At 40.8% G+C, this 23,504-nt stretch carries 28 protein-coding genes; 16 read left to right on the plus strand and 12 right to left on the minus strand.

Annotated elements, in window-relative coordinates; genetic code table 11:
* Window positions 1–75 precede the first annotated feature (75 nt).
* The gene (murB, locus tag AC1TO9_RS04990) at window positions 76–990 is read right to left on the minus strand and encodes a UDP-N-acetylmuramate dehydrogenase (protein WP_482058545.1); all 915 of its coding nucleotides are present in this window, start codon (window positions 988–990) and stop codon (window positions 76–78) included.
* A 357-nt stretch (window positions 991–1,347) separates the two neighbouring features.
* Between murB and AC1TO9_RS04995 the strand changes: the two genes are divergently transcribed.
* Window positions 1,348–1,665 (plus strand): YopX family protein, encoded by a 318-nt coding sequence (locus AC1TO9_RS04995; protein ID WP_482053714.1) that lies wholly within the window; start codon window positions 1,348–1,350, stop codon window positions 1,663–1,665.
* Between the two features lie 1,531 nt (window positions 1,666–3,196).
* Here AC1TO9_RS04995 and AC1TO9_RS05000 read toward each other — a convergent pair.
* From AC1TO9_RS05000 to AC1TO9_RS05010, 3 genes are read right to left on the minus strand one after another with little or no spacing between them, the layout of a single operon-like run.
* Window positions 3,197–5,641 carry an ABC transporter permease gene (locus tag AC1TO9_RS05000; protein WP_482058546.1) on the minus strand — a complete coding sequence of 815 codons (2,445 nt, stop codon included), beginning with the start codon at window positions 5,639–5,641 and terminating at the stop codon, window positions 3,197–3,199.
* A gap of 13 nt (window positions 5,642–5,654) precedes the next feature.
* Complete coding sequence (locus AC1TO9_RS05005; protein WP_482058547.1) at window positions 5,655–6,356, minus strand: ABC transporter ATP-binding protein; 702 nt, start codon at window positions 6,354–6,356, stop codon at window positions 5,655–5,657.
* A 44-nt stretch (window positions 6,357–6,400) separates the two neighbouring features.
* Window positions 6,401–6,574: a diguanylate cyclase domain-containing protein gene (locus tag AC1TO9_RS05010; RefSeq protein WP_482058548.1), complete on the minus strand. Its 174-nt coding sequence runs from the start codon at window positions 6,572–6,574 to the stop codon at window positions 6,401–6,403.
* Between the two features lie 301 nt (window positions 6,575–6,875).
* On the opposite strand from AC1TO9_RS05010, the gene AC1TO9_RS05015 reads away from it, so the two are divergent.
* Both AC1TO9_RS05015 and AC1TO9_RS05020 read left to right on the plus strand, forming a co-directional pair.
* Window positions 6,876–7,202 carry a MazG-like protein gene (locus AC1TO9_RS05015; protein WP_482058549.1) on the plus strand — a complete coding sequence of 109 codons (327 nt, stop codon included), beginning with the start codon at window positions 6,876–6,878 and terminating at the stop codon, window positions 7,200–7,202.
* Window positions 7,203–7,366: 164 nt separating this feature from the next.
* On the plus strand, window positions 7,367–7,870 hold the full coding sequence (locus AC1TO9_RS05020; protein WP_482054464.1) for a DUF2798 domain-containing protein: 504 nt from the start codon (window positions 7,367–7,369) through the stop codon (window positions 7,868–7,870).
* A gap of 181 nt (window positions 7,871–8,051) precedes the next feature.
* Here the strand turns inward: AC1TO9_RS05020 and AC1TO9_RS05025 are convergent, their stop codons facing one another.
* The 3 genes from AC1TO9_RS05025 to AC1TO9_RS05035 form a co-directional block, all read right to left on the minus strand.
* Window positions 8,052–8,408, minus strand: coding sequence for a ferritin-like domain-containing protein (locus AC1TO9_RS05025; protein WP_482058826.1), 357 nt, complete (start codon window positions 8,406–8,408; stop codon window positions 8,052–8,054).
* Window positions 8,409–8,496: 88 nt separating this feature from the next.
* The gene (locus AC1TO9_RS05030) at window positions 8,497–8,733 is read right to left on the minus strand and encodes a translation initiation factor 2 (protein ID WP_482053721.1); all 237 of its coding nucleotides are present in this window, start codon (window positions 8,731–8,733) and stop codon (window positions 8,497–8,499) included.
* 499 nt (window positions 8,734–9,232) lie between these two features.
* Window positions 9,233–9,493 carry a YopX family protein gene (locus AC1TO9_RS05035; RefSeq protein ID WP_482053722.1) on the minus strand — a complete coding sequence of 87 codons (261 nt, stop codon included), beginning with the start codon at window positions 9,491–9,493 and terminating at the stop codon, window positions 9,233–9,235.
* 168 nt (window positions 9,494–9,661) lie between these two features.
* On the opposite strand from AC1TO9_RS05035, the gene AC1TO9_RS05040 reads away from it, so the two are divergent.
* Window positions 9,662–9,901, plus strand: a complete 240-nt coding sequence (locus AC1TO9_RS05040) for a WGxxGxxG family protein (protein ID WP_482058550.1) — start codon at window positions 9,662–9,664, stop codon at window positions 9,899–9,901.
* A gap of 25 nt (window positions 9,902–9,926) precedes the next feature.
* Complete coding sequence (locus AC1TO9_RS05045; RefSeq protein WP_482058551.1) at window positions 9,927–10,442, plus strand: DUF3231 family protein; 516 nt, start codon at window positions 9,927–9,929, stop codon at window positions 10,440–10,442.
* Between the two features lie 308 nt (window positions 10,443–10,750).
* Here AC1TO9_RS05045 and AC1TO9_RS05050 read toward each other — a convergent pair whose 3' ends face one another.
* Window positions 10,751–10,933: a hypothetical protein gene (locus tag AC1TO9_RS05050; protein ID WP_482053725.1), complete on the minus strand. Its 183-nt coding sequence runs from the start codon at window positions 10,931–10,933 to the stop codon at window positions 10,751–10,753.
* A gap of 330 nt (window positions 10,934–11,263) precedes the next feature.
* Here AC1TO9_RS05050 and AC1TO9_RS05055 point away from each other — a divergent pair, with 330 nt between their 5' ends.
* From AC1TO9_RS05055 to AC1TO9_RS05070, 4 genes are read left to right on the plus strand one after another with little or no spacing between them, the layout of a single operon-like run.
* A complete protein-coding gene (locus AC1TO9_RS05055; RefSeq protein ID WP_482058552.1) occupies window positions 11,264–11,434 on the plus strand; it encodes a hypothetical protein in 171 nt (56 codons plus the stop codon).
* 26 nt (window positions 11,435–11,460) lie between these two features.
* Entirely contained in the window at window positions 11,461–11,724 is a 264-nt protein-coding gene (locus tag AC1TO9_RS05060) for a hypothetical protein (RefSeq protein WP_482053726.1), read from the plus strand.
* A 12-nt stretch (window positions 11,725–11,736) separates the two neighbouring features.
* A complete protein-coding gene (locus tag AC1TO9_RS05065; protein ID WP_482058553.1) occupies window positions 11,737–12,273 on the plus strand; it encodes a hypothetical protein in 537 nt (178 codons plus the stop codon).
* Window positions 12,224–12,409, plus strand: coding sequence for a tyrosine-type recombinase/integrase (locus tag AC1TO9_RS05070; protein WP_482058554.1), 186 nt, complete (start codon window positions 12,224–12,226; stop codon window positions 12,407–12,409). Before AC1TO9_RS05065 ends, AC1TO9_RS05070 begins: the two co-directional genes overlap by 50 nt.
* Window positions 12,410–12,861: 452 nt before the next feature.
* Here the strand turns inward: AC1TO9_RS05070 and AC1TO9_RS05075 are convergent, their stop codons facing one another.
* Window positions 12,862–13,182, minus strand: a complete 321-nt coding sequence (locus AC1TO9_RS05075; protein ID WP_482053727.1) for a hypothetical protein — start codon at window positions 13,180–13,182, stop codon at window positions 12,862–12,864.
* A 22-nt stretch (window positions 13,183–13,204) separates the two neighbouring features.
* Window positions 13,205–13,957 (minus strand): exodeoxyribonuclease III, encoded by a 753-nt coding sequence (locus AC1TO9_RS05080; protein ID WP_482058555.1) that lies wholly within the window; start codon window positions 13,955–13,957, stop codon window positions 13,205–13,207.
* Between the two features lie 282 nt (window positions 13,958–14,239).
* Between AC1TO9_RS05080 and AC1TO9_RS05085 the strand changes: the two genes are divergently transcribed.
* The 4 genes from AC1TO9_RS05085 to aspA all read left to right on the plus strand — a co-directional run bounded on the left by AC1TO9_RS05085 (window position 14,240) and on the right by aspA (window position 18,224).
* A complete protein-coding gene (locus tag AC1TO9_RS05085; RefSeq protein ID WP_482058556.1) occupies window positions 14,240–14,716 on the plus strand; it encodes a stalk domain-containing protein in 477 nt (158 codons plus the stop codon).
* Between the two features lie 52 nt (window positions 14,717–14,768).
* A complete protein-coding gene (locus AC1TO9_RS05090) occupies window positions 14,769–15,212 on the plus strand; it encodes a hypothetical protein (protein WP_482058557.1) in 444 nt (147 codons plus the stop codon).
* 158 nt (window positions 15,213–15,370) lie between these two features.
* Complete coding sequence (fabV, locus tag AC1TO9_RS05095; protein WP_482058558.1) at window positions 15,371–16,567, plus strand: enoyl-ACP reductase FabV; 1,197 nt, start codon at window positions 15,371–15,373, stop codon at window positions 16,565–16,567.
* Between the two features lie 238 nt (window positions 16,568–16,805).
* Window positions 16,806–18,224: an aspartate ammonia-lyase gene (aspA, locus tag AC1TO9_RS05100; RefSeq protein ID WP_482058559.1), complete on the plus strand. Its 1,419-nt coding sequence runs from the start codon at window positions 16,806–16,808 to the stop codon at window positions 18,222–18,224.
* A gap of 305 nt (window positions 18,225–18,529) precedes the next feature.
* Here aspA and AC1TO9_RS05105 read toward each other — a convergent pair whose 3' ends face one another.
* Both AC1TO9_RS05105 and AC1TO9_RS05110 read right to left on the minus strand, forming a co-directional pair.
* The gene (locus AC1TO9_RS05105) at window positions 18,530–18,712 is read right to left on the minus strand and encodes a hypothetical protein (RefSeq protein ID WP_482053733.1); all 183 of its coding nucleotides are present in this window, start codon (window positions 18,710–18,712) and stop codon (window positions 18,530–18,532) included.
* A 185-nt stretch (window positions 18,713–18,897) separates the two neighbouring features.
* Window positions 18,898–19,725 (minus strand): L,D-transpeptidase family protein, encoded by an 828-nt coding sequence (locus AC1TO9_RS05110; protein ID WP_482058560.1) that lies wholly within the window; start codon window positions 19,723–19,725, stop codon window positions 18,898–18,900.
* A 221-nt stretch (window positions 19,726–19,946) separates the two neighbouring features.
* On the opposite strand from AC1TO9_RS05110, the gene AC1TO9_RS05115 reads away from it, so the two are divergent.
* The 3 genes from AC1TO9_RS05115 to AC1TO9_RS05125 all read left to right on the plus strand — a co-directional run bounded on the left by AC1TO9_RS05115 (window position 19,947) and on the right by AC1TO9_RS05125 (window position 23,386).
* A complete protein-coding gene (locus tag AC1TO9_RS05115; RefSeq protein ID WP_482058561.1) occupies window positions 19,947–21,620 on the plus strand; it encodes a ribonuclease J in 1,674 nt (557 codons plus the stop codon).
* 46 nt (window positions 21,621–21,666) lie between these two features.
* Window positions 21,667–22,371, plus strand: a complete 705-nt coding sequence (locus tag AC1TO9_RS05120; RefSeq protein WP_482058562.1) for a DUF421 domain-containing protein — start codon at window positions 21,667–21,669, stop codon at window positions 22,369–22,371.
* A 178-nt stretch (window positions 22,372–22,549) separates the two neighbouring features.
* Window positions 22,550–23,386 carry an alpha/beta hydrolase family protein gene (locus AC1TO9_RS05125; protein WP_482058563.1) on the plus strand — a complete coding sequence of 279 codons (837 nt, stop codon included), beginning with the start codon at window positions 22,550–22,552 and terminating at the stop codon, window positions 23,384–23,386.
* Window positions 23,387–23,504 lie beyond the last annotated feature (118 nt).

Raw genomic sequence — 23,504 nt, forward strand, 5'->3', positions numbered from 1 at the left:
CCGAAAATTCAGTAGCTTCTTCGATGTGCATCTATTCCGCCTTGATCAGGTTGACTCGTTATTTAAGTGAGTTTTCTATAATTCTTCACCAATAAACTTAACTTCCGTTTCCAAATCGATATCAAATTTAGCTTTAACGGTGTCTCTCACATGATGAACTAGACCAATATAATCGCTTGCAGTAGCGTTATCTACATTAACAATAAATCCAGCATGTTTCGTTGATACTTCAGCTCCACCGATTCGTACGCCTTGTAAGCCGCTCTCTTGGATTAATTGACCTGCGAACCGATTCGGAGGACGCTTAAATACGCTTCCGCACGAAGGATACTCCAAAGGTTGTTTCGATTCCCTCAAGTGTGTTAATTCATCCATTTTTTCTTTTATAGAAGTATGATCACTAGGTTGAAGGCTAAATCTTGCTTCTAGTATAGTAAACATTCCACCTGCAAAAATACTCTTTCTATAACCCAGTGCCATATCCTCTCGCTTTATGGTCAATAAGTTCCCGCTAGAATCCACGACAAGAGCGTCTATTAGAACATCAGCAACTTCCCCTCCATAAGCCCCAGCATTCATATAAAGTGCACCACCTACGGTACCCGGTATGCCACAAGCGAATTCTAGTCCGGTCAAGTGCTCATCTAAGGCCATTCGTGATGCTTGTATAATGGATGCCCCACTTTGAGCACATAGTGTATGTTCAGAAACCGTCATTTGTTGTAATTGGGTCATCTGAAGAACGATTCCGCGAATACCGCCATCTCGAATAATGACATTCGATCCATTCCCAAGTGTTGTAATCGTTAGCTTATGCTCTGCTGCATATTTAATGATACTTTGAACTTCGTCATATGTAGATGGTTGAACACGAATATCCGCATTCCCACCCATTTGGGTATATACATGATCCTTTAAAGTTTCATGACACTGAATTTCCGCAAGCGGGATTAGTGACTTCAACTCCTTGTAAATCTGGCTTATCTCCATTTCTGTACTCCTCTTCCATGTTATATAATCCTTTACCTATGTTATATCTTATTTTACCATAACATGATAAATGACGATAATCTATGTTAGCTTTCATAACCCTCCAAATCTAACCATTTCAGTTCAGAGTTCATACGTGGGCTACGATTGCTATGAAGTAAACTATCTTAACAGGATTCATTTCAATCCACGCACTCCATACAGAGTGCGACGAAGCATAGTGCACAGTAGACACAATCTACGAAGCAAAGGAGAAATGAAAATGACACAACCAAAATTCAGGGTTTTAGCCTGGAAACTAACAGTTGGCATTATGGTCACGGATGGTTCGAAGTTGACTACACGGAAGAATACAAATTGGAAAAAGGTATTAATGATAGAGCAATGCTTTATACAGATGGTTATCCTGTTGAATGCGAACTAAGCTCAATGGGTCAATTTACTGGTGAAATTGTGAGAAGCAAAGAAATTTATAACGGAGATATCATCAAAGTAAACAAGCTAAGATTTGATAGTTCTGCTCCATTACCTGAAAATTTAAATGTTCAATACTATGGTGGAATGTTTCAACTATTTAGAGGTAAAGAACCATTGATGGGCTTACACCTTCTTTACTTAGAGGACGGGGAAGTTATCGGTACGATGTACGAAAGTCCAGAACTAATTAATGAGTAGTTCGACTGCAAATAAGACACATAAGGCGCAACAAGACAAGAACGCATAAAAAAAGACGCCGCATTATTTGCGCCGCCTACGATTATGTAAAAATCCTAGTAATGCCAATACAAAACAAAATATAGCTATCCAAAATTGATTACCCATAACCACACTCCTTTGTAACTAATACGACATTGAGTAGAAGAAGTTGCAACTATCAAGATTGATTAACAGTACGAAGATTTTGTCCATCAGCAACTTTCATATCATTGACAACTTCAATCCACGCACTCCATACGGAGTGCGACTGCGAAAAGATCACGAAAAGGTACATTTTCAATGATACTTTTTCAAAAATAAGTGATAATTCAAATTATAACACCATCTTTATATCCAGCATTACCCAATTATGGGCCAATATCCGATATATTCAGGTGCGAACCCCCTAGAGATTTCATGTGTGCTTATGGTTCGCACCTGAACTTCAATAACCAATCTACATCTGTAGTTGACTTAACTTTGAATGTTCGACCCTATTATTATCATTCATATAATGATCATTACTCCCAAAGTATACCATATGAGTCAATAAATTATGTTGATTTAATAGTGGCTCAACACTACAATCAGCGCTTGACGATTTCGATAAGATAAAATTACAGTTGTACTCAACTAAACCTTATACCGGTCTTGTTCCGTTGTGAAGTAACTTAAGAACCACCTTGCTACCGTTCTATAGAGCCAACACGAACCGCCGTATGGTATAAAGCCTGCAACGGTACATTTTTTTCCACTTGATCTATCGATTCACTCCAGATGCCTGCGATGATACATCCTTTTTCTTACTAAAGGGACAATCTCTCCTACTTATGATTAAATACCTGCATGATTGCAGGTATATTCTTTATATCATTGGTTTTGAAAGAAAAGCCTGTACTTTCGAGGGAATATGACACTCATCTAAACAATTAGGTAGGAAGAGCGTCTCTTTCTGATTCCGCGGTCTTTAGCCACTAATAAGAGGGATTAGACTTGATGGAATGGAGAAGCACGAAACAGCGAATTATTGATTTCCATTACGGAGGATGCCAGGAAATGATTATTCCATTTACAGGAAGCTACTGTGCGAAATAAGAATACTAGGCGCCTATGATACCGAAACAATCCCTTAGCTCAGTTGAATCTAACTCTACTCTTTGGCGAACAATCCATCCCAAATATGACCTTTATGCGAATTCATCCATGATCACTTGGAAGTATTCACAGCAACGCATCTATAAAGGCGATGAATATTCAGTCTACCGGTTTGATAAGATTTGTTTAGCTAACCAGGGTGAATTAAGCGTAATCTTGAGAAAACTCTATTCATTCATTGATTGATAATCTTATTAATCTTTCCTTCGCTACACCCAGATCGTTACCGTGGCTGCGGCTTTATCAGCTTTATCAGCTGCATCAGCATCAAATTATGCCATTTCCTCACTTTTTCAGATGGTCAAAAAAAAGACCCTTCCAACTATCTGAAAGAGTCCTTTGCATCGTTGAGCGATTATTCCACTGACTTCAAAGCTTCAATCATATGAATCCGCTTGAGCTTAATATGCATGAAAGCCATAACAATTCCTGAGAATAACAGTGTCAAAAGTGCAGCATAAAGATAGCTTTGCCACTTGATGATCGGGGCGAACATTGTCGAATCCAGCTCGGCCGTATTCAGAACGAAGCTGTGCAACACAATGCCGAGACCCGATCCGGCCACTATACCGAGTATACTCAACAAAATATTCTCACGGTAAATATACATCGTTACTTCTTTATCATAAAAGCCCAGCACCTTGATTGTAGACAGCTCCCGGATCCGTTCGGATACATTGATATTGGTCAAATTATAGAGCACGACAAAAGCCAATGCTGCTGCCGACACAATGAGCACTAAGGTTACAATGTCCATACTCTTCATCGTCTCGTCGAAGGCGGAACCTACGCTACTAGAGAAGCTGACCGCTGCAACACCTCCATTCGCCGTCAATTGCTCGCCGAACTTATCTTCCCAGGTTTTATCTTCCACGTTATAGTTCAGTAGTTCTATGTTGAACATCGGTTCATCCCCGAATATGGAAGAATAATACGCTGGTGTCATATAAACATAATGCATCACATAGTTCTCTGTGATCCCCGCGACCTGAATTTTGAATATTTCATTCTCATTGTCCACCAACGTTAACTGGTCGCCAGGTTCAAGCCCGTACAGTTTTGCCAGCTTCTCCGAGACTATAGCTCCCTCGTCAGTAAGCGCCTGCCCTTCTCCACTCACACGGTCCCGCAACTCCACATATTCGGAGAGAGAATCAACGGATGCAGGAATGAACAGATTTACATTCTGGTCATTTACACCGCTCTCGCGTGCGGTCACCGTTTCTTGCGCTACATTCAATGTTCCAGTTATGGCGGACTCGTCAGCGATCATTTGCTCATAGGCATCCAATACATCGGTAGACACATCTTCATGCAACGCTATAAGTGCCTCATATTTCATAATCGTACCAAATTGCTGTCCTGCGATACTTCCGATCGAGTCCTTGAGACCAAACCCGGTCAGGATCAGTGCAGTACATCCTGCAACGCCGAACACTGTCATGAACATCCGCTGTTTGTACCGGAATAAATTCCGTGCAGTAACCTTCTGCATAAAGCTCATCCGTTTCCATACAAAGGGAATCCGCTCCAATAAAATCCGCTGCCCACTCTTTGGCGCTTTCGGACGCATCAATACGGAAGCGTTGCTGCGCAGCTCTACCCGGGAAGCAATCCAGGCCGTCAATGTAGTGCATAACAGCGCCACAATGATGGAGATGATGGAATACGAAGGATAAAAGCTTTTGATAATATCCGGTAGGTTATATAGTGAACTGTACGCATTATAGATAATGGTTGGGAACAGAGTAAAGCCGACGGCAAGCCCCGCAACCGAAGCGGCTAGACTGGCAAGCGTGCCATAGACCAGGAATTTGGCCATGATGTCACGGTTGCCATAACCAAGCGCTTTAAGTGTGCCTATCTGCAGGCGATGCTCCTCGACCATCCGCGTCATGGTCGTAAGGCTAACCAGCGCTGCAATGAGGAAAAAGAACACCGGAAACGCACTCGCAATCGCCGACAATCTGTCAGCGTTGTCTTTATATTCAGCATACCCCGGATTGGCGTTCCGATCTGTGACATAGATTTTGGGCAGCTCCAGCCCTGCTTCCGGCAAGCCGGATAGCGCCTGCTCTACCGCATGGCTGTGCTCTTCGATCAGCGCCTCGTACTCAGGCGTATAAGCCTTCAATCCGGCTGTATCTGTGAAGGACAGATAGGCTTCTGTATAAACCGGTAGCTTGAAGTCTGCCTCGGGAATTGCGGCGAACGCATCCACCGTACCTTTGCCGATCCCGCTGGTGCCCCTGGCGTTCTTCTCGATAAACTGGGGACTCCTAACAAAGCCCACGACAGTATAATCCACTGTTCCGAAGTCGTTTGACAGCTCTGCATTCTCACCATTCTGGCTAAACGTCACCTTGTCGCCCAGCGTATACTCTCCGGTCATCCTGTCATCCAGTATGATTTCACCGGAATGCTCTGGAAGATGCCCTTCAATAATGCTGTACTGGTTAAGCGGATTATCTGTATTGTAAGAAAAGACCTTGAATATTAAAGCGTTGTCGCCGATGAATACATCCGCGCTGTAACCCGGCTGGATCTCATCGACGCCTGGCACATCACTCAACAGTTCTATGTTATCTTTCGTCAGACCATAGGTGGTCTGCACCTTCAGGTCCATCAGCCGCATTTCCTGGTAAAAAGTTTCGGCTGTATCCAGCATATCTGGCCCGGCCGCCTTGATCCCGGCAAAAAAGCTGACACCCAGCATAATGATTGCAAAAATCGAAATAAAACGGGCCTTGGTGTGCCTAATTTCACGAAATATATCTTTCCACAACGATCGTTTTTTCATGGATGTCTTCTCCTTACCATTCGATATCATCAACGGATACCGGCGATGGATTAGTTACCATCTTCCGTACCTTAGCGTTGTTGATCTCTATGACTCTGTCTGCCATTGGCGCAATTGCCAAATTATGAGTGATTACGATGACTGTGGTCCCCGTATTGCGACAGGCATCCTGCAGCAGTTTCAGCACCTGCTTGCCAGTATTATAGTCAAGCGCACCCGTCGGCTCGTCGCAGAGCAATAGCTTTGGCTGCTTGGCTAGCGCTCTAGCGATGGCGACGCGCTGTTGCTCACCACCGGACAATTGAGCCGGGAAATTATCAAGCCGCGCACCCAGTCCCACATCCTCAAGTACTTTACGCGCATCCAATGCACGCGGGGAAATCTGGGAAGCAAGCTCGACATTCTCTAGCGTTGTCAGATTAGGCACCAGGTTGTAGAACTGAAATACAAAACCTACATCATTGCGACGGTAGCCTGTCAACTCCTTGGCACTGAACTTAGCAATATCCGTACCATCAACAATGACCTGGCCCTCGTCGGCGGAATCCATCCCGCCAAGAATATTAAGCACGGTCGATTTGCCAGCACCGCTGGGACCGACAATCACGGCAAATTCACCCTTATTAATCTCGAAATCAATCCCGTCGTTGGCGACAATCATATTCTCGCCCATCTTGTAACGCTTGTACTCACCTTTTACAGCAACAAAACTCATTCCTCATCCTCCTGTCTCTATCCAAACCTAAACCAGTCTTCGATCTATATCCATCTCAATACGATGTCTGGTGGGGCTATGTATTCTTTCAGTCTATCATAAATACAAAGTCTAAGTCTCTGAGGGTTTTCCTGACGGCATTGTTCGATCGCTCCCCCCAGTTTCACTTTCAAAAGTCTACGATTGGGTAAGCCGGTCAATTCATCATGATAGGTCATCTACTGAATCTTATCCTTCGATCGTTTCTCTTCGCTGATATCTCTAAATATAAGATATGTTCCTTTCACATCTCCACCGACAATGACCGGAATGCTTAATCAACTCAAATGAACATGATGACCCTCACGATGAATGATTTCGGTTTCCATCGTCTGTAATTGCCCTTGCTGCAAAGATGATAAGAATAATCCCTTCCTGATGATTATCGCATAGTGACTTATACCAGCTCTCATGATTGGTGATCTGATCGTCCTTACTATATAGTTGAACGATAAATGCCTATAAAAGAAAGGATACAAAATGAAAAATATGAATCTAAGTGAAGCCGTTGAACGTTCTATACAGTTAAGAGAAGTCTATCATCGTTTAGAGCGCAAATATCATGAAAAAGAATGGACAGTAGAAGAAGATGCGTTAGCTTTCCTGACAGATGCTGGTTTGGTCGGTCGTCTAACTATGTCCCAACAGGGTCGTTGGCCAACAAATGGAGAAACTGCATCTGAACTTGAACATAAGATTGGTGAATGCATGTGGTGGTTGATTATTTTGGCTGAACGTATGAATATTGATAGTAGTGAAGCGTTAGGAAAATTCCTAACCAAAACGGAAATAAAACTAGGGGATTGAGATTGTTAAACCTGTTGGACTTGAGATAGAAGGTCTCACATTCATTTGAAAAAAATGCTATAATGATTAAATCAGTGTGTAGAGATATTGGTCTTTTTTTGACTGAAAATATATGTCGCATGATACGTCTGCGATCTGAAATATTATTTGCGGAGATGACAAACATGCACGGAGAAACGAGACTTCCTAGAAACGGAAAAGAAGGTATATTATTTTTATTGATTATTTCAATTATTTCAGTAAATACGATTGCCCCTATTATTGTGGGGTTGGAACGTGGTTTCAGTAAGGAAGTGTATATAGATACACTAAAGATTATTCCGTTCATGTGGATAATCGTAGTTTTATCGGTAAGATTAGTTGCAGGACCGATTGTTGGGAAAGTAATGCCAAAATTCATGGGACAAACTGATGGATTTAATGCTAGGGTTCTATTGAATACTTTATTGAATGTCACAGTATTATCTATTTTACTATCGATTATCGGCACATGGGTTGGGACGAAACAAATAAGCCTAGAACCATTTAAAAACTTCCTTCACATCTGGCCAAGAAACTTTGGTATAGCATTTTGGATTGAACTGTTGGTTGCGCAACCGATAGCAAGATTTGCAATGAAAGCATTACACGCAAGACAGGATCGTAAAACAGAAAGTGTGAATGCGTAACTAGCTGGAACGTTGTAGTCGAATAAAGAAAAGAACGTCCATGGGACGTTCTTTTCTTTTGCTCATTTGGACGATACTGCGACATAAATTTCAACCCACGCACTCTCGTGAGAGTGCGACGACGCATATGACACATTATGTACAATAGGAAAATCCGACATAAGGGCCGGCTAATGATCAATTAATAATGGTTCATAAAATATAAAAACCAAACTGCATGATTTTGTTCATCTGCTGCAGCTTGTTGAAACGAATCCTTAATAAAAATATCATTGGTTTTTCTTGAATTTCTATGATAAAAGTCAACTGTTTCTTGCTCATCCTTAAATGATGCAAGTACTCTACTTGGAAAGTTATCAGCACATTGTACAGATAGTTGTGGAGAAGGTTGCTTCCCCGTAAGAAATGTATAGATATGGGAGAACAAGTGATAGTGTCTAATTTCAACATTTGGAGCCTGATTTGCTAATTGCTCATAGCAGTGAATAGCACGATACTCACCGCTGATGGCCTTGGATATATCGGTAACGATCTCCATGTTTGTTGAAGGCTGTCTAGCGTGATTTTGCACCTTTCCATCACTCCTTTTTATCAATGTATGATTAAGCCTAATACACTGAATCTTGTCAACCAACAATATTTCTGATCTTAACTAACTCGTTAATAAAATAATCAAGTTGATTCTTAGTTGATTTACTAGAAGCGTTACGACTACTGATTTTGGTTTTATAATCCTGTTCTAAAGCGTCTAACGCCAATCCGGCAGCTAGCGCGGCGATTCCATCACCTAATGTAGCAATGGAGGCCCCTATAAAAGCCAGCTTGGCAATTTCAATATTTCGTAGCTCCTTATTAATGGCCAATTACTGTACCCCCTATTTTCATATGTATTAATATATGTTCGTAATCACAACATGTTAAAAACTCGTTCGGAACGACGTGTTGCAGTTCTTATATTCTTATAGGTTGGCTCCATGTATATTGCACAGTACGAAGATTGATCCCTTCGCTATTTTTAGCAATATAATATATGGGGAAATCTGCAAATGAATATTATTTATCTGCTCAGGAAAGGTTTCCTTACCCTATAAAATATCACGGCCCTTTAAGAAGGGTTAACTCCCTACTAGGTAGAATATTGAATGTATGAACGGAGGGATCGAATGGATATAAAGAAAGAACTTAATATAGCTGCCGACGCAATCAGACAGTCACCTTAAAGCTCCGTAGCTACAATGCACTTAAATATAATCATTAATTGAAAGGATAATTAAAGATGAGTAAAAGCAAGAAAAAAGATTTAAAACAACTTTGCATGGAAATCATTGAACAAAATCAATCTTTAAGTCAACAAGAAGTTATTTAAATGATTGTCTTAACTTCACAGTCTTTTAGCCCTGTGTATTGCCCTACTGTTTCGGGATCGACTAGCCAATTTTCATTATCAGTCCATATCACATGCTCATCCTTAATTGCTCCGTATAAGTAATATCCATAAGCCCACTCACCGTTATCAAGTCTTTTTCCACGGAACTTGATCTCTCTCTCATATCTCTTCTTCCTCTCTAACTCGCTTAATTTCTTCTTTAAATCGCCGTTTGATAAATTCGATATGTCTATCATTCCGAACGTTCGGATGTCTATGTGATTGGTTATTTCCCATCTCGGATACAACTGAATTTCCTTTCCTAATGCTTTTTATAGAATATTTACATTTGTTCTGGGAAAGATAATCTTGGTATCTGCACCTAAACCACATAAGTCATAAATTTCTGGAAGGAGGGAAACTCAATGATGAAAATTCTTGCGTCTTTTTTAGCTACATTGAGTATTGCTTTGATTCTTGTTTTTCCTGCATTTGCAGAAAACAACAACATGAATTCAAACGATATGAACACAAACGAAATGAACACAAACAGTTATAAGGCTAATGCTACAAACGATGACAACGGTACAGATTGGGGATGGCTTGGATTACTTGGTCTTGCAGGCCTCGTAGGTCTAAAAAGTCGCAATCCAGAACGTCATTAAACAAATTTCTAAAGGAGCTAAAATAATGGGTATTTTAAACGGAAATCCCAAAGACGAACCAATGCATTATGGTGAAATTTTTAGTGTATGGAGTAGCTCTATGGTTGCAAGAGGCGCTGTATCATGTTACCAAGCATTTTTAAACCACGCTGGTGACAGAGATCTTAAAAAAATATTAGACAAGCTTATTGATCAAGCAAAGCTTGAGATTACAGAATGCGATAAATTGCTATCTGATAACGGAATTGCCCCCGCACCAATCATGCCTGAGAGACCAACTGCAAAACTCGAAGACATTCCTGCTGGAGCAAGATTTACTGATCCTGAAATAGCCGCTAAAATTTCTGCTGATATCGCTATCGGACTGGTTGCTTGTAGCCAAGTTATGGGTCAATCAGTTAGAGTGGATATTGGTGCTTTATTTGCTAAATACCATCTCACTATGGCGGCCTTGGGTGTTCAAGTACTCAAGATGAACAAAGAAAAAGGTTGGCTCATCCCTCCTCCTCTTCAAGTGAAGAGACCTGAACCTCAAGCTTAAATATAATTTATAGTCCTGCTCATTGAGCAGGATTTCTTTCTTTTTTTTGATACTATCCTCTCGGCTGGCCATGGTCTGCTGTGCCTCTGCCAACTCACGAGAGGAATCTTGTATTATCTGATCAAACTGTGAAACGAGCTTACTTAAACCGTCTACGTGCGCTTTTAAAATCACATTATCTTCCTCTGTCTCTACCAACTCTTTACGCAATCCTCCGATAACTTCAATTGCAGGCTTAAACTGTTCTACCTCAAATCCATCTGATAGGACTAGATATTCTCCTATTGGTACTAGATTCTCTGTTGTATTCACCTTTTGAAGAAATTCCGTTGAGAAGGAACCGCTAAACCCTTCAAGAAATCATGTCCTATGTGGCGGAATGCATCTGATTTACAGGTCCATACTTTGCCGAAGTTATCAGGAGAGTCATGTTCCATACACGTATGCATCACGACCATATCGCCTTGCTTGAGCTTGTATTGCTCTTTCATTGTTATCGCTCCTTTATGGTTATTTATTTGAAATAATCAAACCTAGGTGAAAATTATGAATGGTAAAGTATTTGTTACTATAATGGTTATTGTTTTGTTGGTAATTGGCGCTTGTGCTATTTATGCAGCGCACCTTATTAGTTCCGTTTAGGGATATGGTTTATATATAACCTCAGCTCTTTTGTACCTACCTTCTTTTATTAGCTTCGAAATGATTTGAGCTGCCTTTATCCATATGACTTTTGTTTCAACCTGTTCACCATCAGCCGAGCGCCACTTAAACTTAATCCCAGTGTGATCATGCATTTCGTTTCGTATTTCTTGACCTATGTGAGATCGTCCACCAGCCAAGAGTACAGACTCTATGTGTTGAGACTCTATGTCCTCGGGTTCACTTTCAGTAACATCTATAAAATCGAACAAACTCATTTACATGGCGGATACGCATCGATCTTGGCTATCATTCTGATGGCAAAAGAAATCGTCCAAGTGAAACCGTAGAGATTGAAGAGCCGTCACTAATGAAAATGTCTGAGAAATGCAAAGGATACAGAGATGTAAGTCGAAAGCTTAAAGATTATTTGGACGATCAACTCGCAGACTTTAAGTGTAGAGTGATCTCAGGGGAATTTATCAAAGCGAGTAACATGACGTTCAGGGAATTTACCGAAAATCATTGGAAACTTAAATATGCCAGTGATCCAGATAACTTATCCGAGTATAGTCTGGTCGTTTGTGATCAACATTTGCGTAATCATATCTACCCCCATTTTAGACATCTGGAACTTTAGGACATTACAACGATGCATGTCGTAAATTTCAAGGAGTACTTAAAATCACCCGAAGCGCGAAAAGATGGTAAACCTGGAACGCTTGATGCGGATACAAAGCGATATACTTTAAGAGTCCTGAAGAATGTACTCGAACGAGTAAAAGAATGGCAAGTGATAGCAACCAACCCATGTGATGGAGTAAAGTGGCCGAATGCTACGCAAGTAGAGGTAGAGTTCTATGAAGAGAGCGAAATAGAAGAAGTCTTAATTGCATTAGAAGAGCAACCACTCCTATGTAAACTACTCATACAGGCTGCCTTTTTTGGGTCTTTTAGACGCGGAGAGGTTGTCCCGCTTGAGATTTCAGTTTGTGACTTTGGGGACAATAGGATTTTAATTGGTGAAAGTATACCTGCAAAGATTGCGGGACGGCATCCCTTACCACCCAAACACACCATATTCGTAGTGGCGAGATTTTCTAACCGAAAACGGTTTTCGGTACGTAAAGCTTCACGGATTGCGACATACGTCCGCTACTTTCCTATTAGAGAGCGGCATACCAGCTAATGCTGTAGCCGAACGATTAGGACACAAAAATGAGAAAATGCTCCAGACCACGTATAGCCACGTGACCAAGAGCATGTCTGACCGAGCAGCCTCTGAATTTGACAGATTCGGAGAACGCACTAAAAAACATATATAGAAACCGTCCCCATTTCGTCCGCTAGATGATTTCGAGACGGCAACTAATCTCTTGAAAACACCACTATATCAAGGTTCCTACACATAGCACACCCACGACATTGGCACTCTCGTGAGAGTGCGACTGCCAAAAAGCAATGCAAAAGTGTGTTTTCAACGATTTTTTAATGTAAATAAACAAATCAGCACTTTTAAATTACCTCTCAGTTTCCAATTTAACTATAAATGGATATTATTAAGTGATCTTTGATGCGAACCTCCCAGGGAATTCATGTGTGCTTCAGGTTCACACTAGATAATTAACGACCATTCAAAATGTAACCTCGTCTTTCTATCTAGATGCTTGATCTTATGTATTTCATTATTTCATTATTTCCTAGTATATCATACCATCCGATTACCCAAAATAAGGTATTGATTGTGAAATTTCAAAATCTTCAACATCTAACCCAATCAGAAGAAAAAGAGTTGCAGAATACCCAACAGCACCGAAGCGGCTAGGAATACTTTTGCGATCATCTCTTTTTTCATATACTTCAGAATAATTCCAATCACTGCCAATGCTCCGAAACTTAGTGCCACGATTCGTGGAATAACGAAGTTACTCGGAGGAGCAGTAACATTCATATAGCTAATAAAACCCGCTATTACTAGCGTAATTCTAAAGATCATACTACTCCACTTAGGGTCTTTTACTAGAAATAACAAAACAATACTGGTAATACTGAGAACTGCAATAACAATTAACATGACGAATAAAACTCCGAGTGCCATAATGTCATCCTCCTTTGGATATTTAATCTATCATAAGAATAATTGGACAGTGATCACTCCCCATAACTTCGAAGTCAATTTGAGCATCCTTTAAGGAAGATCCCATTCTAGAGGAAACCAGGAAATAATCAATTCTCCAGCCAATATTCCGCTCTCTTACCTTTGCCATATAAGACCACCAAGTATACGCGTCTGTCCGATTCGGATAAAAGTGTCTGAATGTGTCTATAAATCCCGATTCCAACATTTCAGTCATTTTACTACGTTCTTCTATAGTAAATCCTGAGTTACCACGATTGGATTGTGCATTCTTAAGATCGATCTCATGATGGGCAACATTTAAATCCCCACATATAATAACGGGCTTGAGTGAGTCCAATTGTTGAATGTAGCTACGGAATCGTTCTTCCCAGGCTAGTCTCAAATCGAGTCGCGACAGATCACGCCTTGAATTAGGAGTATATACATTCACAAGATAGAAGCTCTCGAACTCCAGCGTAATGATTCGTCCCTCGGGCTCCTCATCCTCTTCTAGACCATAGCGTACAGAAAGTGGCTTGATCTTTGTGAAAATAGCTGTGCCAGAATACCCCTTCTTAACAGCGTAATTCCAATACTGCGAATATTCTTCGCCCAACTCCAGCACAATTTGATCTTCCTGTAATTTGATTTCCTGAACACAAAATATATCCGCATTCACTTCCCGGAAATAATCATTAAATCCCTTTTTCACACATGCTCTAAGCCCATTTACATTCCAAGATACCAGCTTCATATCGATCTATCTCCTAACATTTCTCATTAACTTCAACAAATCCCCTATCCCAACGCGACAGGATCGTATGGTAACTTGAGTATAACATTATTCCAATAATGGAGCATTGACGCTTACACTAGACTATTTTCAGATTACCTGATGTTGTTAGGAAATAATTAGACAGTCGCCGATTAATTCTTGTTCGAATTTCACTTCCTGTAACTCTTCCTTAGTAACCTTGTGTAGTACATTACGTCTAATACATATAATGTAAATCTCCAGAGGAGGAGTAATACATAAATGAAAAAGTGGATACTTACGTTCGGAATTGTCGCCACCGCTTTTACTATTAGTACAAGCTCGGTACCAGTGTCAGCTACAAAAGAAAAGTCAATTTTGGTAAATTATAAAGATAACGGACTGAGTGCCAATCAGGTCATTCTAGAAGGCACAACTTTGGTCCCACTGAGGTCGCTCGCGTCCTCTATGGGTTATACACTAACCTGGAACCAGCCAACTAAAGTAGCTAGACTGATTCGTCCAGAACGTGAAGTTATCTTCACGGTGGGTTCTGACGTGGCGAAGGTGAATGGCTCAGCGTTATCCTTAACGAAGGCACCTCGCATTCTTAATGGTGCTGTTTACGTACCTTTGGTCTCGGCAGTAAGTGCAATGGGTGGAAAGACATGGTACAACGATAGCGATGGTAATTTGCATATTATGGATATGCCAAGATCTATTGCTTTTAAACGACAATCATTATGCCATGTTCAATGATTTCACAAATAGCTATCAGGCATTAATCCAACACAAAGAAATTCAGAAGATAATGGAGTATCACTCCGTCACCTCTTCCTATATTCATGCTCCCCAACTGATAACAACGCAACTCTTCATGATTGTTGGACGAAACCTTCAATATATTACTCAGAATGGTAGTCTCGGGGAACTATTTGAGTTGGAGGAAATCACCGGTCAAACGGGAGATTTTATGGTGGAATATGTCGCGGATGATGTAGCTCTAGTTCGTGCAATGGATACAACTCAACTATTTGCGATTAATGCCACAACAGGAGTAAGTACCAATCTCAATTTAAAGCTGATTAGTATAGATGATCAAAAGGAATGGAATCGGGTCGATCCTAGGGACCCATATGTTTTATCCAAAATGCTTGTTTTAAAGAAACGTACAGGGAATGTCTTGATGTTTACTTATATACCTCTACCAGAAGGTCAGGTAAAAACAGTACTCTACACGCTCATCTCTAATTAAATTTATTATATTTCATAACAGTTCGAAATTTAATAACCCTCCAATTCATGGTATAATAGAAAAGTTGCCTTTCAGAGAATCGTGTAGTAACGATATATTAGCAAAAAATTACTCCATAACTTGAATATACTTAATGAAAGAGAGGAATTACTAAACCTATGATTATTAAACCAAGAACACGTGGCTTTATTTGTACGACATCACATCCAGTAGGCTGTGCCAGTCAAGTACAACAGCAGATAGAATATGTACAAGCACATCCAGCAATAAAAGGACCCCTTAATGTATTAGTGATTGGAGCCTCCACTGGATATGGACTAGCATCTCGTATTGTCGCAGCTTTTGGCGCACAGGCGAATACAGTTGGCGTCTATCGCCCTAGCAGTGGAAGCGAGAAACGTACAGCTTCCGCTGGCTGGTATAATTCAGCAGCATTTGAGCAAGCGGCGGATGATGCTGGTCTCAAATCATTCAGTGTCACAGGTGATGCTTTTTCTTCAGAGACAAAAGCAAAGACAATCGAAGTGATTCGCACTGAACTAGGCCAAGTTGATTTGGTTATTTATAGTGTCGCATCTGCACGAAGAACAGATCCTCAGACAGGTGAAATGGTTAATTCCGTGCTCAAACCGATTGGTGAACCCTTTACGAACAAAACCGTTAACTTCCATACCGGCGAAGTAAGTGAAATCACGATTGATCCTGCCACGGAAGATGAGATTCGTGATACGGTTACTGTCATGGGTGGTGACGATTGGGAACTGTGGATCAATGCGCTTCGCCAAGCGGGCGTACTAGCCGATACCGCTAAGACGATTGCTTACTCCTATATCGGTTCAGAAATCACACAAGCTGTCTACAGAGAAGGTACTATTGGTCGTGCGAAGGATCACCTTGAAGCAACTGCCATCCGCATGAACGACCAACTCGCTATATCTGGTGGTTCAGCATATGTCTGTGTAAGCAAAGCCCTTGTGACACAGTCCAGTTCAGCTATTCCAGTCGTACCATTATATGTGTCCGCTCTATATAAAGTCATGAAAGAGAAAGGTCTCCACGAAGGCTGTATTGAGCAAACCTATCGTCTATTTACAGAACGCTTATATACAAATGATGGCACAGGAACACCCGTAGATGAACAAGGTCGTATTCGCATCGATGACTGGGAACTACGCGATGATGTACAAGCTGAAGTTACGCAGATATGGAATCAGATATCGACCGAGAACATTCACGCACTTACCGATCTCGAAGGCTATCGTCGCGAATTTTTCCAACTATTTGGTTTTGAATTCGATGGTGTTGATTATGAAGCAGATGTTAATCCCGATGTTCAGGTCCCTCACCTTCTATAATCGATATTCCTAAGTGTAAGGTTCGTCATTGACGAACCTTATTTCTGTATATATGATTACTCACAAAACAGGAGCTACAAGCCATCTTATTTGAAACTTTAGCAAGCCTGTTATTTTGCGGGATTGGATTATATTTGTTTGCCTAATGGGAACAACGTATAATGGTATCGTGTCCAATATTTCACAAGATTTTCGCTAGGTCTATATGTCCGATTTCATACTAGGAGGAATGAGTGTTATGCGTTTGGAAAAAGACTTTCTTGGTACGAAAGAAGTTCCATCCAATGCTTATTATGGCATCAATACTATTAGGGCAGCGGAGAACTTTCCGATTACAGGAGAACGAATCCACCCAGAATTAATCCGTTCAATAGCTATGGTCAAAAAAGGGGCCGCTATAGCTAACATGGAGATTGACCAGTTACAAGCTGCTCAAGGTGATGCCATCGTTAAAGCTGCAGATGAGATTATTAGAGGTAAATGGTTCGAACAATTCATTGTCGATCCTATTCAAGGTGGTGCAGGTACTTCCATTAATATGAATGCCAACGAGGTCATTGCTAATCGCGCACTTGAACTAATAGGTAAGGATAAAGGAAGCTATGAAGACATCAATCCGAATAATCATGTCAATATGTCCCAGTCCACGAATGACGCTTTCCCAACGGCAGTACATTTAGCAGTACTGACGATGATTGAGAAGCTACTTGGGACCATGAAGGACTTACATAAAGCATTCAACGATAAATCTACGGAGTTCGACGGTGTTATCAAAATGGGACGAACTCACCTGCAAGACGCTGTACCTATCCGCCTTGGTCAAGAGTTCCAAGCATACGCACGCGTGCTTGATAGAGATATCAAACGTCTTCAAGCCACGAAAAATAACTTACTTCATATTAATATTGGAGCAACAGCCGTCGGTACTGGACTTAATGCCAATACACATTATATTAAGAGAGTAGCAGAAATCCTTGCAGATTTGAGTGGCTTTCCATTAGAGCCTGCCGAACATCTTGTAGATGCAACACAGAACACGGACGCTTATACAGAAGTATCAGCCGCTCTAAAAATTTGTATGATGAATATGTCAAAAGTAGCTAATGACATTCGCCTAATGGCCTCTGGTCCAAGAGCAGGTCTAGGTGAAATCACACTTCCCTCTCGCCAACCGGGTTCATCGATTATGCCAGGTAAAGTAAATCCTGTGATGTGCGAAGTGATCAATCAGATTGCGTTCCAGGTCATCGGAAATGACCATACGATCTGTCTTGCGTCAGAAGCCGGTCAATTGGAACTGAACGTTATGGAACCAGTCATGGTATACAATGTACTACAGTCATTAGAAATTATGAACCAGGGCTTCCGTGTCTTTAGAGAGCATTGTATTGAGGGAATTCAGGCGAACATCGAACGATGTCTTGATTATGTTGAGAATAGCGTAGGTATTATTACTGCACTTAGCCCCCACTTGGGCTATGAACTGGTAACGAAGATCGCACGTGAAGCTATTACAACAGGTCAATCGGTGCGTAGTCTATGCCTTCAATACCAAGTATTGTCCGAAGAGCAATTAAACATTATCCTTGATCCATTTCAAATGACGAACCCGGGCATTGCAGGTGAAGCATTACTACACAAGGTGCCACATATTTGACTTAATAGAATGGACAATAAGGAGCAACTTTAATGTTGCTCTTTATTTTTTCATCTGGTGATGCTAAATGGTTTAGAATGCTCTCTTTTTCGAAAAATAGATACATACACATGATGCGTATAGATTAATGTATCTAGAATTCTTGTTTTGCTATTATGAATTTTTCATATGGTGAATTATGATAATATCGACATCTATTCTAACTCCTTCTCCGAATCGTTCGTTAACCAGATATAACGCAAACAGCACCCTGATCCATTAGGATAAAGGTGCTGTTTGCGTTGTAACGAAATAATAATTATCGTTCAGTTCCCCTTGATGTGTTTTACCATATTGGCTATTCCAGTAAAAGCAAATAATAATGCAACGAATCCAAAACCATAAGTTACCTTCCAATCACTAAGATCTGAGAACGCAACTGCAACAATAAAAGCAATTGCCGCTAAGAAATTTAAAATAGCAACGAATAGATAATTCAAACCTTTCATTAAGAACACCCCTTCCGTATTATAAAGCCCACAGACATCTAAAATTCATCTCTCTATCCAGTGTCCGTAAGAAATATTTTGTAGATATAGCTGCTTCTGTATTGTATTCCTTTAGAATCATTCTTTCAATATTCAACTATATTCCCTATAAAAAAGAAAAGCCACTTTCGCGGCTTCTCTTCTAGTTAATTCGATAGATATATGGTGTTATTCTTGCCATCCCATACGACTTCAATTCCGGACATCTCTAGTATATTCCGTAGCGGAAGCATCACTGTCGCACCTTGATATCTTGATGGCGTAATCGTGATAACATTTCCGTTAACCGTTGCTTTGTTCGTAAGTGGCTTATGGGTAATCGTTCGATCCCCAATAGAGATCGTCGCCATCTGGTTCTCATTATTCCACTGTACAGTAGCTCCTAGTAATTCTAGAATCTCCCGCAGCGGAATGTAAATACGAGAATCAACATTCTCAAGCGAGTTCTTTAATTTCTGTTCTACACCATTAATGATTACTGTTCCTTCAAATATCTTAGAGCCTACTGAGTATCCATTCTTCACAGCTATTTCCTCAAACGTTAAATCAGATGTAGTTATAATAGCATAAGAGTTTACTTTCACTTGAGTAAAGAGCCAATGAACCTCATCATTGTGCATTCGAATACAACCAGCACTTACATACTTACCGATTGAGTTCTCATTACTATTGCCATGGATCGCATACGTCGTTCCTTGTGTTCCGTTCACTTCAAGCCCAATCCATCGATCCCCTAGTGGATTTCGAGGATCTCCACCAGCAATTTTTTCCTTATAATAAGGTCTATTCTTGATTTTGTTCACAATTCTGAATTTACCTTCAGGTGTTAGACTTGGGCTCTTACCCGTACCAACAGCAAATTCCTTTACCAATTTCCCATCTTTAAAATAAGCCAATTTGTTACTCTTCTTGTTCACCACGATCAAATCTGTATTTACTTGATCGGCATTCGCCTCCTCAACATATAAGGGCATCCCAATAAGTAGAAACACAACCACGAGTACAATATAGCGCTGAATAGAATGAAGCAGTTTGCAAAACCTCCTTTACAATAAATATATTAATGGGATGAATGTCCTACGACATATATATGGCGAACAACTTTTTTTAAAATAAGCTCTTTCCTGCCTTATCGTCATAACATCTATTATAAATGGAGATACTACTTCCATATTTTCAAATGGAGGTGTCAAGATTGACGACAAAGGAAAATAAGCTTTCTATTGCCGCTCTCGGCGGTGTGAATGAAATTGGAAAAAATATGTACATGCTTCAATATGGTGACGATATCATCGTTATTGACTGTGGCTCCAAGTTTCCTGATGAGAGCTTATTGGGGATTGATCTAATCATTCCTGATATATCTTATTTACTGGAGAATAGCGACAAAGTTAGAGCGCTCATCGTCACTCATGGACACGAAGATCACATCGGAGGCATTCCTTATATTCTCAAACAGTTGAATATCCCTATCTATGGGACACGCTTAACTCTAGGGTTAATCCAAATTAAACTCAAACAGCATGGTCTTCTCAAGAGTACAAAACTAATCACAATCGATTCTGAATCGAGCTTCAAATTAGGCACGATAAATTTAAGTTTCTTTAGAGTAAATCACAGCATCCCTGATTGTCTCGGTATCGTATTCAATACCCCTGAAGGCACTGTTGTACATACAGGAGATTTCAAATTCGATTTAACACCTGTAAATGAACAGCATCCAGATCTATATAGGTTGGCAAGCATTGGTAACAACGGTGTCTTGGCTCTTTTGTCTGAGAGCACCAATGCGGAACGTCCCGGATTTACCCCCTCTGAGCGTCTCGTAGGAGCACACATCGAAGAGGCATTTATAAAAGCCGAGCAGAAAATATTCATTTCCACCTTCGCTTCCAATGTTCATCGTCTACAGCAAGTCATTGATGCGGCGGTAAAAACAAATAGGAAAGTAGCTTTACTCGGTAGAAGTATGGTGAATGTCGTATCCATTGCTACCGAGCTAGATTATTTACAAATTCCTGAAGGGACATTAGTTGATGCGAATGAAGTTAGCAAAATGCCTTCCCATGAAATTGTTATACTCTGTACCGGAAGCCAAGGCGAACCCATGGCCGCTTTATCGCGTATAGCCAGTTCTAATCATAGACAAGTAGAAATTCTACCCGGTGATACGGTTATTCTAGCTGCTACATCCATCCCTGGTAATGAACGCAATGTATCAAGAATCGTAGATAATCTATTTCAACTGAAAGCCAACGTCATTTATGGATCAGGGTCGGCAACGGGAATGCATGTATCCGGTCATGCTAGTCAGGAAGAAATGAAGTTAATGCTTGCTTTTATGAAGCCGAAATACTTTATTCCTATTCATGGTGAATTCCGCATGCTTCATCAGCACCGTTTATTAGCTGAAACGATGGGTGTAGCCAAGGATAACATCTTTATTGTTAATAATGGAGATGTTGTCGACATTCGAAATCAAGAAGCTTATCAATCTCGAACAATAACGAATGGGAATACTCTTGTTGACGGGTTGGGAATCGGTGATGTAGGAACGATTGTTTTACGTGATCGTAAGTTACTCTCCGAAGATGGCATTCTCATCGTAGTAGTCACTCTTAGTAAAACGGATGGTAAAATCATATCCGGTCCCGATGTTATTTCACGTGGTTTCGTGTATGTCCGTGAATCAGAGCAATTGCTAGACGAAGTACGTCGCATTACAGTGGCAACCATCCATCAATTACAAGAAAAGAACATTACGCAATGGGGTATTCATAAACAAACGATTAAAGAATCGGTTGGAAATCACTTGTATAGTCACACTAAAAGAAGACCCATCATCCTTCCCCTTATTATTCAGGTCTGAGTGGGCTGGAATCGGGAATTCATCGAATTAAGGGGGGGGGAATGAATTGGATTTTTTCAAGAGTCAAGAATCGTTGACAACAGTTGAATGGGTCTTGAGAGCCATCGTTAGCTTTGTCTTTTTGCTACTTGCAACGAAAGTAATGGGACAACGTTCCATTTCTCAATTAAGGTTTCTCGACTTCATCATTGCCCTGACACTCGGCAATATTATCGCTCATCCGCTTTCAGACGAGAGATTAGGTGTAAAAGGCTCTATGCTAACTACCGTCACTCTAATCATTCTATATGTTGCTGCGACGTGGTTGAGCTTAAAATGGCCGTTATTCAGACGTTATCTCGATCCGCCGCCGATTACACTCATTAGAAATGGACAAATCCAATTCCATAACCTTTCAAAAGCAAGAATTTCTATTGATTTTCTATTCTGTGAGCTACGGAAAGAAAAAGTAGTGAATATAGAATATGTATCCCTCGCAGTTTGGGAGCCGGGAGGAACCATCTCCGTGTTCATGGATACCCAATACCAACCGCTTACCCCAGCAGATATGAAGCTTGCGACCCAACCGTTTACTCTCGCAAGACCGATTATCATTGAAGGAAAAGCCAATGCATCCCTTCTTAAAGAAATCGAGAAAGACCATAACTGGCTCAAGAAGAAGATATCACCTGCTTATTCAGAAATCGCAGATGTCATATTAGCGACAATCGACGACAACGAAAATGTGCGGGTATACTCTAACCCCAATTAATGAGGCTTTATCAAAAACAACCATTTCCCTATCTATTCTAGAGAAATGGTTGGATAACTCCTTAAGATCTTTGCTTGGATTATGGACATTCAAACAATTAGTTTATACTTAAGAATGCTAGTTCTTTTCCAATCATAAATAATTTAAAATCCTTAAATAATAGGAGCCGATAGCAACTATGATCTTTCATATCACTTACTTATCACATGGATTGAAGGTAAAAGGGTATCTAAGCTTACCGCATGGGTATGACCTGCCTACCTCAGAGTTAGAGTCCTTCATTGCTCAGTCCTATGGTTCAATGAAGCTTCCCGTAACTGGATTATCCAGTTCTTATCCACCAGCACGCAAAGATCTTCGATCTAAAACATGGCCTGTCTTGATTTATTGTCGTGGAGGCATCGGTAAATTCGGACGAGTCAAGACAGAGTGGCTTGAGCAATTCTCAAATTACGGACATATCATATTCGCTCCTACCTATCGAGGAAATGAGGGTGGGGATGGGCGTGACGAATTCGGGGGCAGCGATCAAGAAGATGTTTTATCCGCATATCGTCTTGTGGAGAGTCTTCCTTTTGTAGATGAGAAACGAATTTCTGTAATGGGCTTCTCTCGTGGGTCTATTAATGCTACACATACCGCAACACACATACCTAAAGTACATAAATTAATCCATTGGGGTGGTGTATCCGACCTTGCCCAGACCTATGAAGAACGAGTGGATCTCCGTAAAATGTTGAAACGAGTCGTTGGAGGCTCCCCCAATAAAATACCTGAATCCTATCAACTGCGCTCTCCTATCTTCATGGCGGATAAAATTCAGTGCCCCGTGCTTATTATGCATGGCACCCAAGATACCCAAGTCGATTTCAGTCACGGACTCAATATGTACAACAAGCTTGTCGAGGCAGGGGTACCCACTGAGTTTCATCCATATGACGGCTACGACCACCATCTTCCACTCGATACACATTTAGTCGCCATTGAACGAATGTTTCAGTGGATTGAACAGTAGGCCCCACACAGAAACGTATGTTCGGCAAACTATTGACATTTTCCATATTAAAGGATAGACTAAGTTTAAATTTAACATGTTAGCGAGCGAAGCACCTCGCAAGATTAGGCGTACTAGC

The sequence above is a fragment of the Paenibacillus sp. Y916 genome (assembly GCF_056786435.1).

Excerpts from the sequence above, each read along its gene's own strand:
- AC1TO9_RS05000 (WP_482058546.1), bottom strand. The coding sequence starts at position 5,641 with ATGAAAAAACGATCGTTGTGGAAAGATATATTTCGTGAAATTAGGCAC.
- AC1TO9_RS05005 (WP_482058547.1), bottom strand. The coding sequence starts at position 6,356 with ATGAGTTTTGTTGCTGTAAAAGGTGAGTACAAGCGTTACAAGATGGGC.
- AC1TO9_RS05080 (WP_482058555.1), bottom strand. The coding sequence starts at position 13,957 with ATGAAGCTGGTATCTTGGAATGTAAATGGGCTTAGAGCATGTGTGAAA.
- AC1TO9_RS05035 (WP_482053722.1), bottom strand. The coding sequence starts at position 9,493 with ATGATAGACATATCGAATTTATCAAACGGCGATTTAAAGAAGAAATTA.
- AC1TO9_RS05045 (WP_482058551.1), top strand. The coding sequence starts at position 9,927 with ATGGGTATTTTAAACGGAAATCCCAAAGACGAACCAATGCATTATGGT.
- AC1TO9_RS05110 (WP_482058560.1), bottom strand. The coding sequence starts at position 19,725 with ATGCCCTTATATGTTGAGGAGGCGAATGCCGATCAAGTAAATACAGAT.
- AC1TO9_RS05025 (WP_482058826.1), bottom strand. The coding sequence starts at position 8,408 with ATGGAGATCGTTACCGATATATCCAAGGCCATCAGCGGTGAGTATCGT.
- aspA (WP_482058559.1), top strand. The coding sequence starts at position 16,806 with ATGCGTTTGGAAAAAGACTTTCTTGGTACGAAAGAAGTTCCATCCAAT.
- AC1TO9_RS05040 (WP_482058550.1), top strand. The coding sequence starts at position 9,662 with ATGATGAAAATTCTTGCGTCTTTTTTAGCTACATTGAGTATTGCTTTG.
- AC1TO9_RS05015 (WP_482058549.1), top strand. The coding sequence starts at position 6,876 with ATGAAAAATATGAATCTAAGTGAAGCCGTTGAACGTTCTATACAGTTA.
- AC1TO9_RS05085 (WP_482058556.1), top strand. The coding sequence starts at position 14,240 with ATGAAAAAGTGGATACTTACGTTCGGAATTGTCGCCACCGCTTTTACT.
- AC1TO9_RS05090 (WP_482058557.1), top strand. The coding sequence starts at position 14,769 with ATGGAGTATCACTCCGTCACCTCTTCCTATATTCATGCTCCCCAACTG.
- AC1TO9_RS05105 (WP_482053733.1), bottom strand. The coding sequence starts at position 18,712 with ATGAAAGGTTTGAATTATCTATTCGTTGCTATTTTAAATTTCTTAGCG.
- AC1TO9_RS05060 (WP_482053726.1), top strand. The coding sequence starts at position 11,461 with ATGTCTGAGAAATGCAAAGGATACAGAGATGTAAGTCGAAAGCTTAAA.
- murB (WP_482058545.1), bottom strand. The coding sequence starts at position 990 with ATGGAGATAAGCCAGATTTACAAGGAGTTGAAGTCACTAATCCCGCTT.
- AC1TO9_RS05075 (WP_482053727.1), bottom strand. The coding sequence starts at position 13,182 with ATGGCACTCGGAGTTTTATTCGTCATGTTAATTGTTATTGCAGTTCTC.
- AC1TO9_RS05050 (WP_482053725.1), bottom strand. The coding sequence starts at position 10,933 with ATGAAAGAGCAATACAAGCTCAAGCAAGGCGATATGGTCGTGATGCAT.
- AC1TO9_RS05010 (WP_482058548.1), bottom strand. The coding sequence starts at position 6,574 with ATGACCTATCATGATGAATTGACCGGCTTACCCAATCGTAGACTTTTG.
- AC1TO9_RS05125 (WP_482058563.1), top strand. The coding sequence starts at position 22,550 with ATGATCTTTCATATCACTTACTTATCACATGGATTGAAGGTAAAAGGG.
- fabV (WP_482058558.1), top strand. The coding sequence starts at position 15,371 with ATGATTATTAAACCAAGAACACGTGGCTTTATTTGTACGACATCACAT.
- AC1TO9_RS05020 (WP_482054464.1), top strand. The coding sequence starts at position 7,367 with ATGCACGGAGAAACGAGACTTCCTAGAAACGGAAAAGAAGGTATATTA.
- AC1TO9_RS05065 (WP_482058553.1), top strand. The coding sequence starts at position 11,737 with ATGCATGTCGTAAATTTCAAGGAGTACTTAAAATCACCCGAAGCGCGA.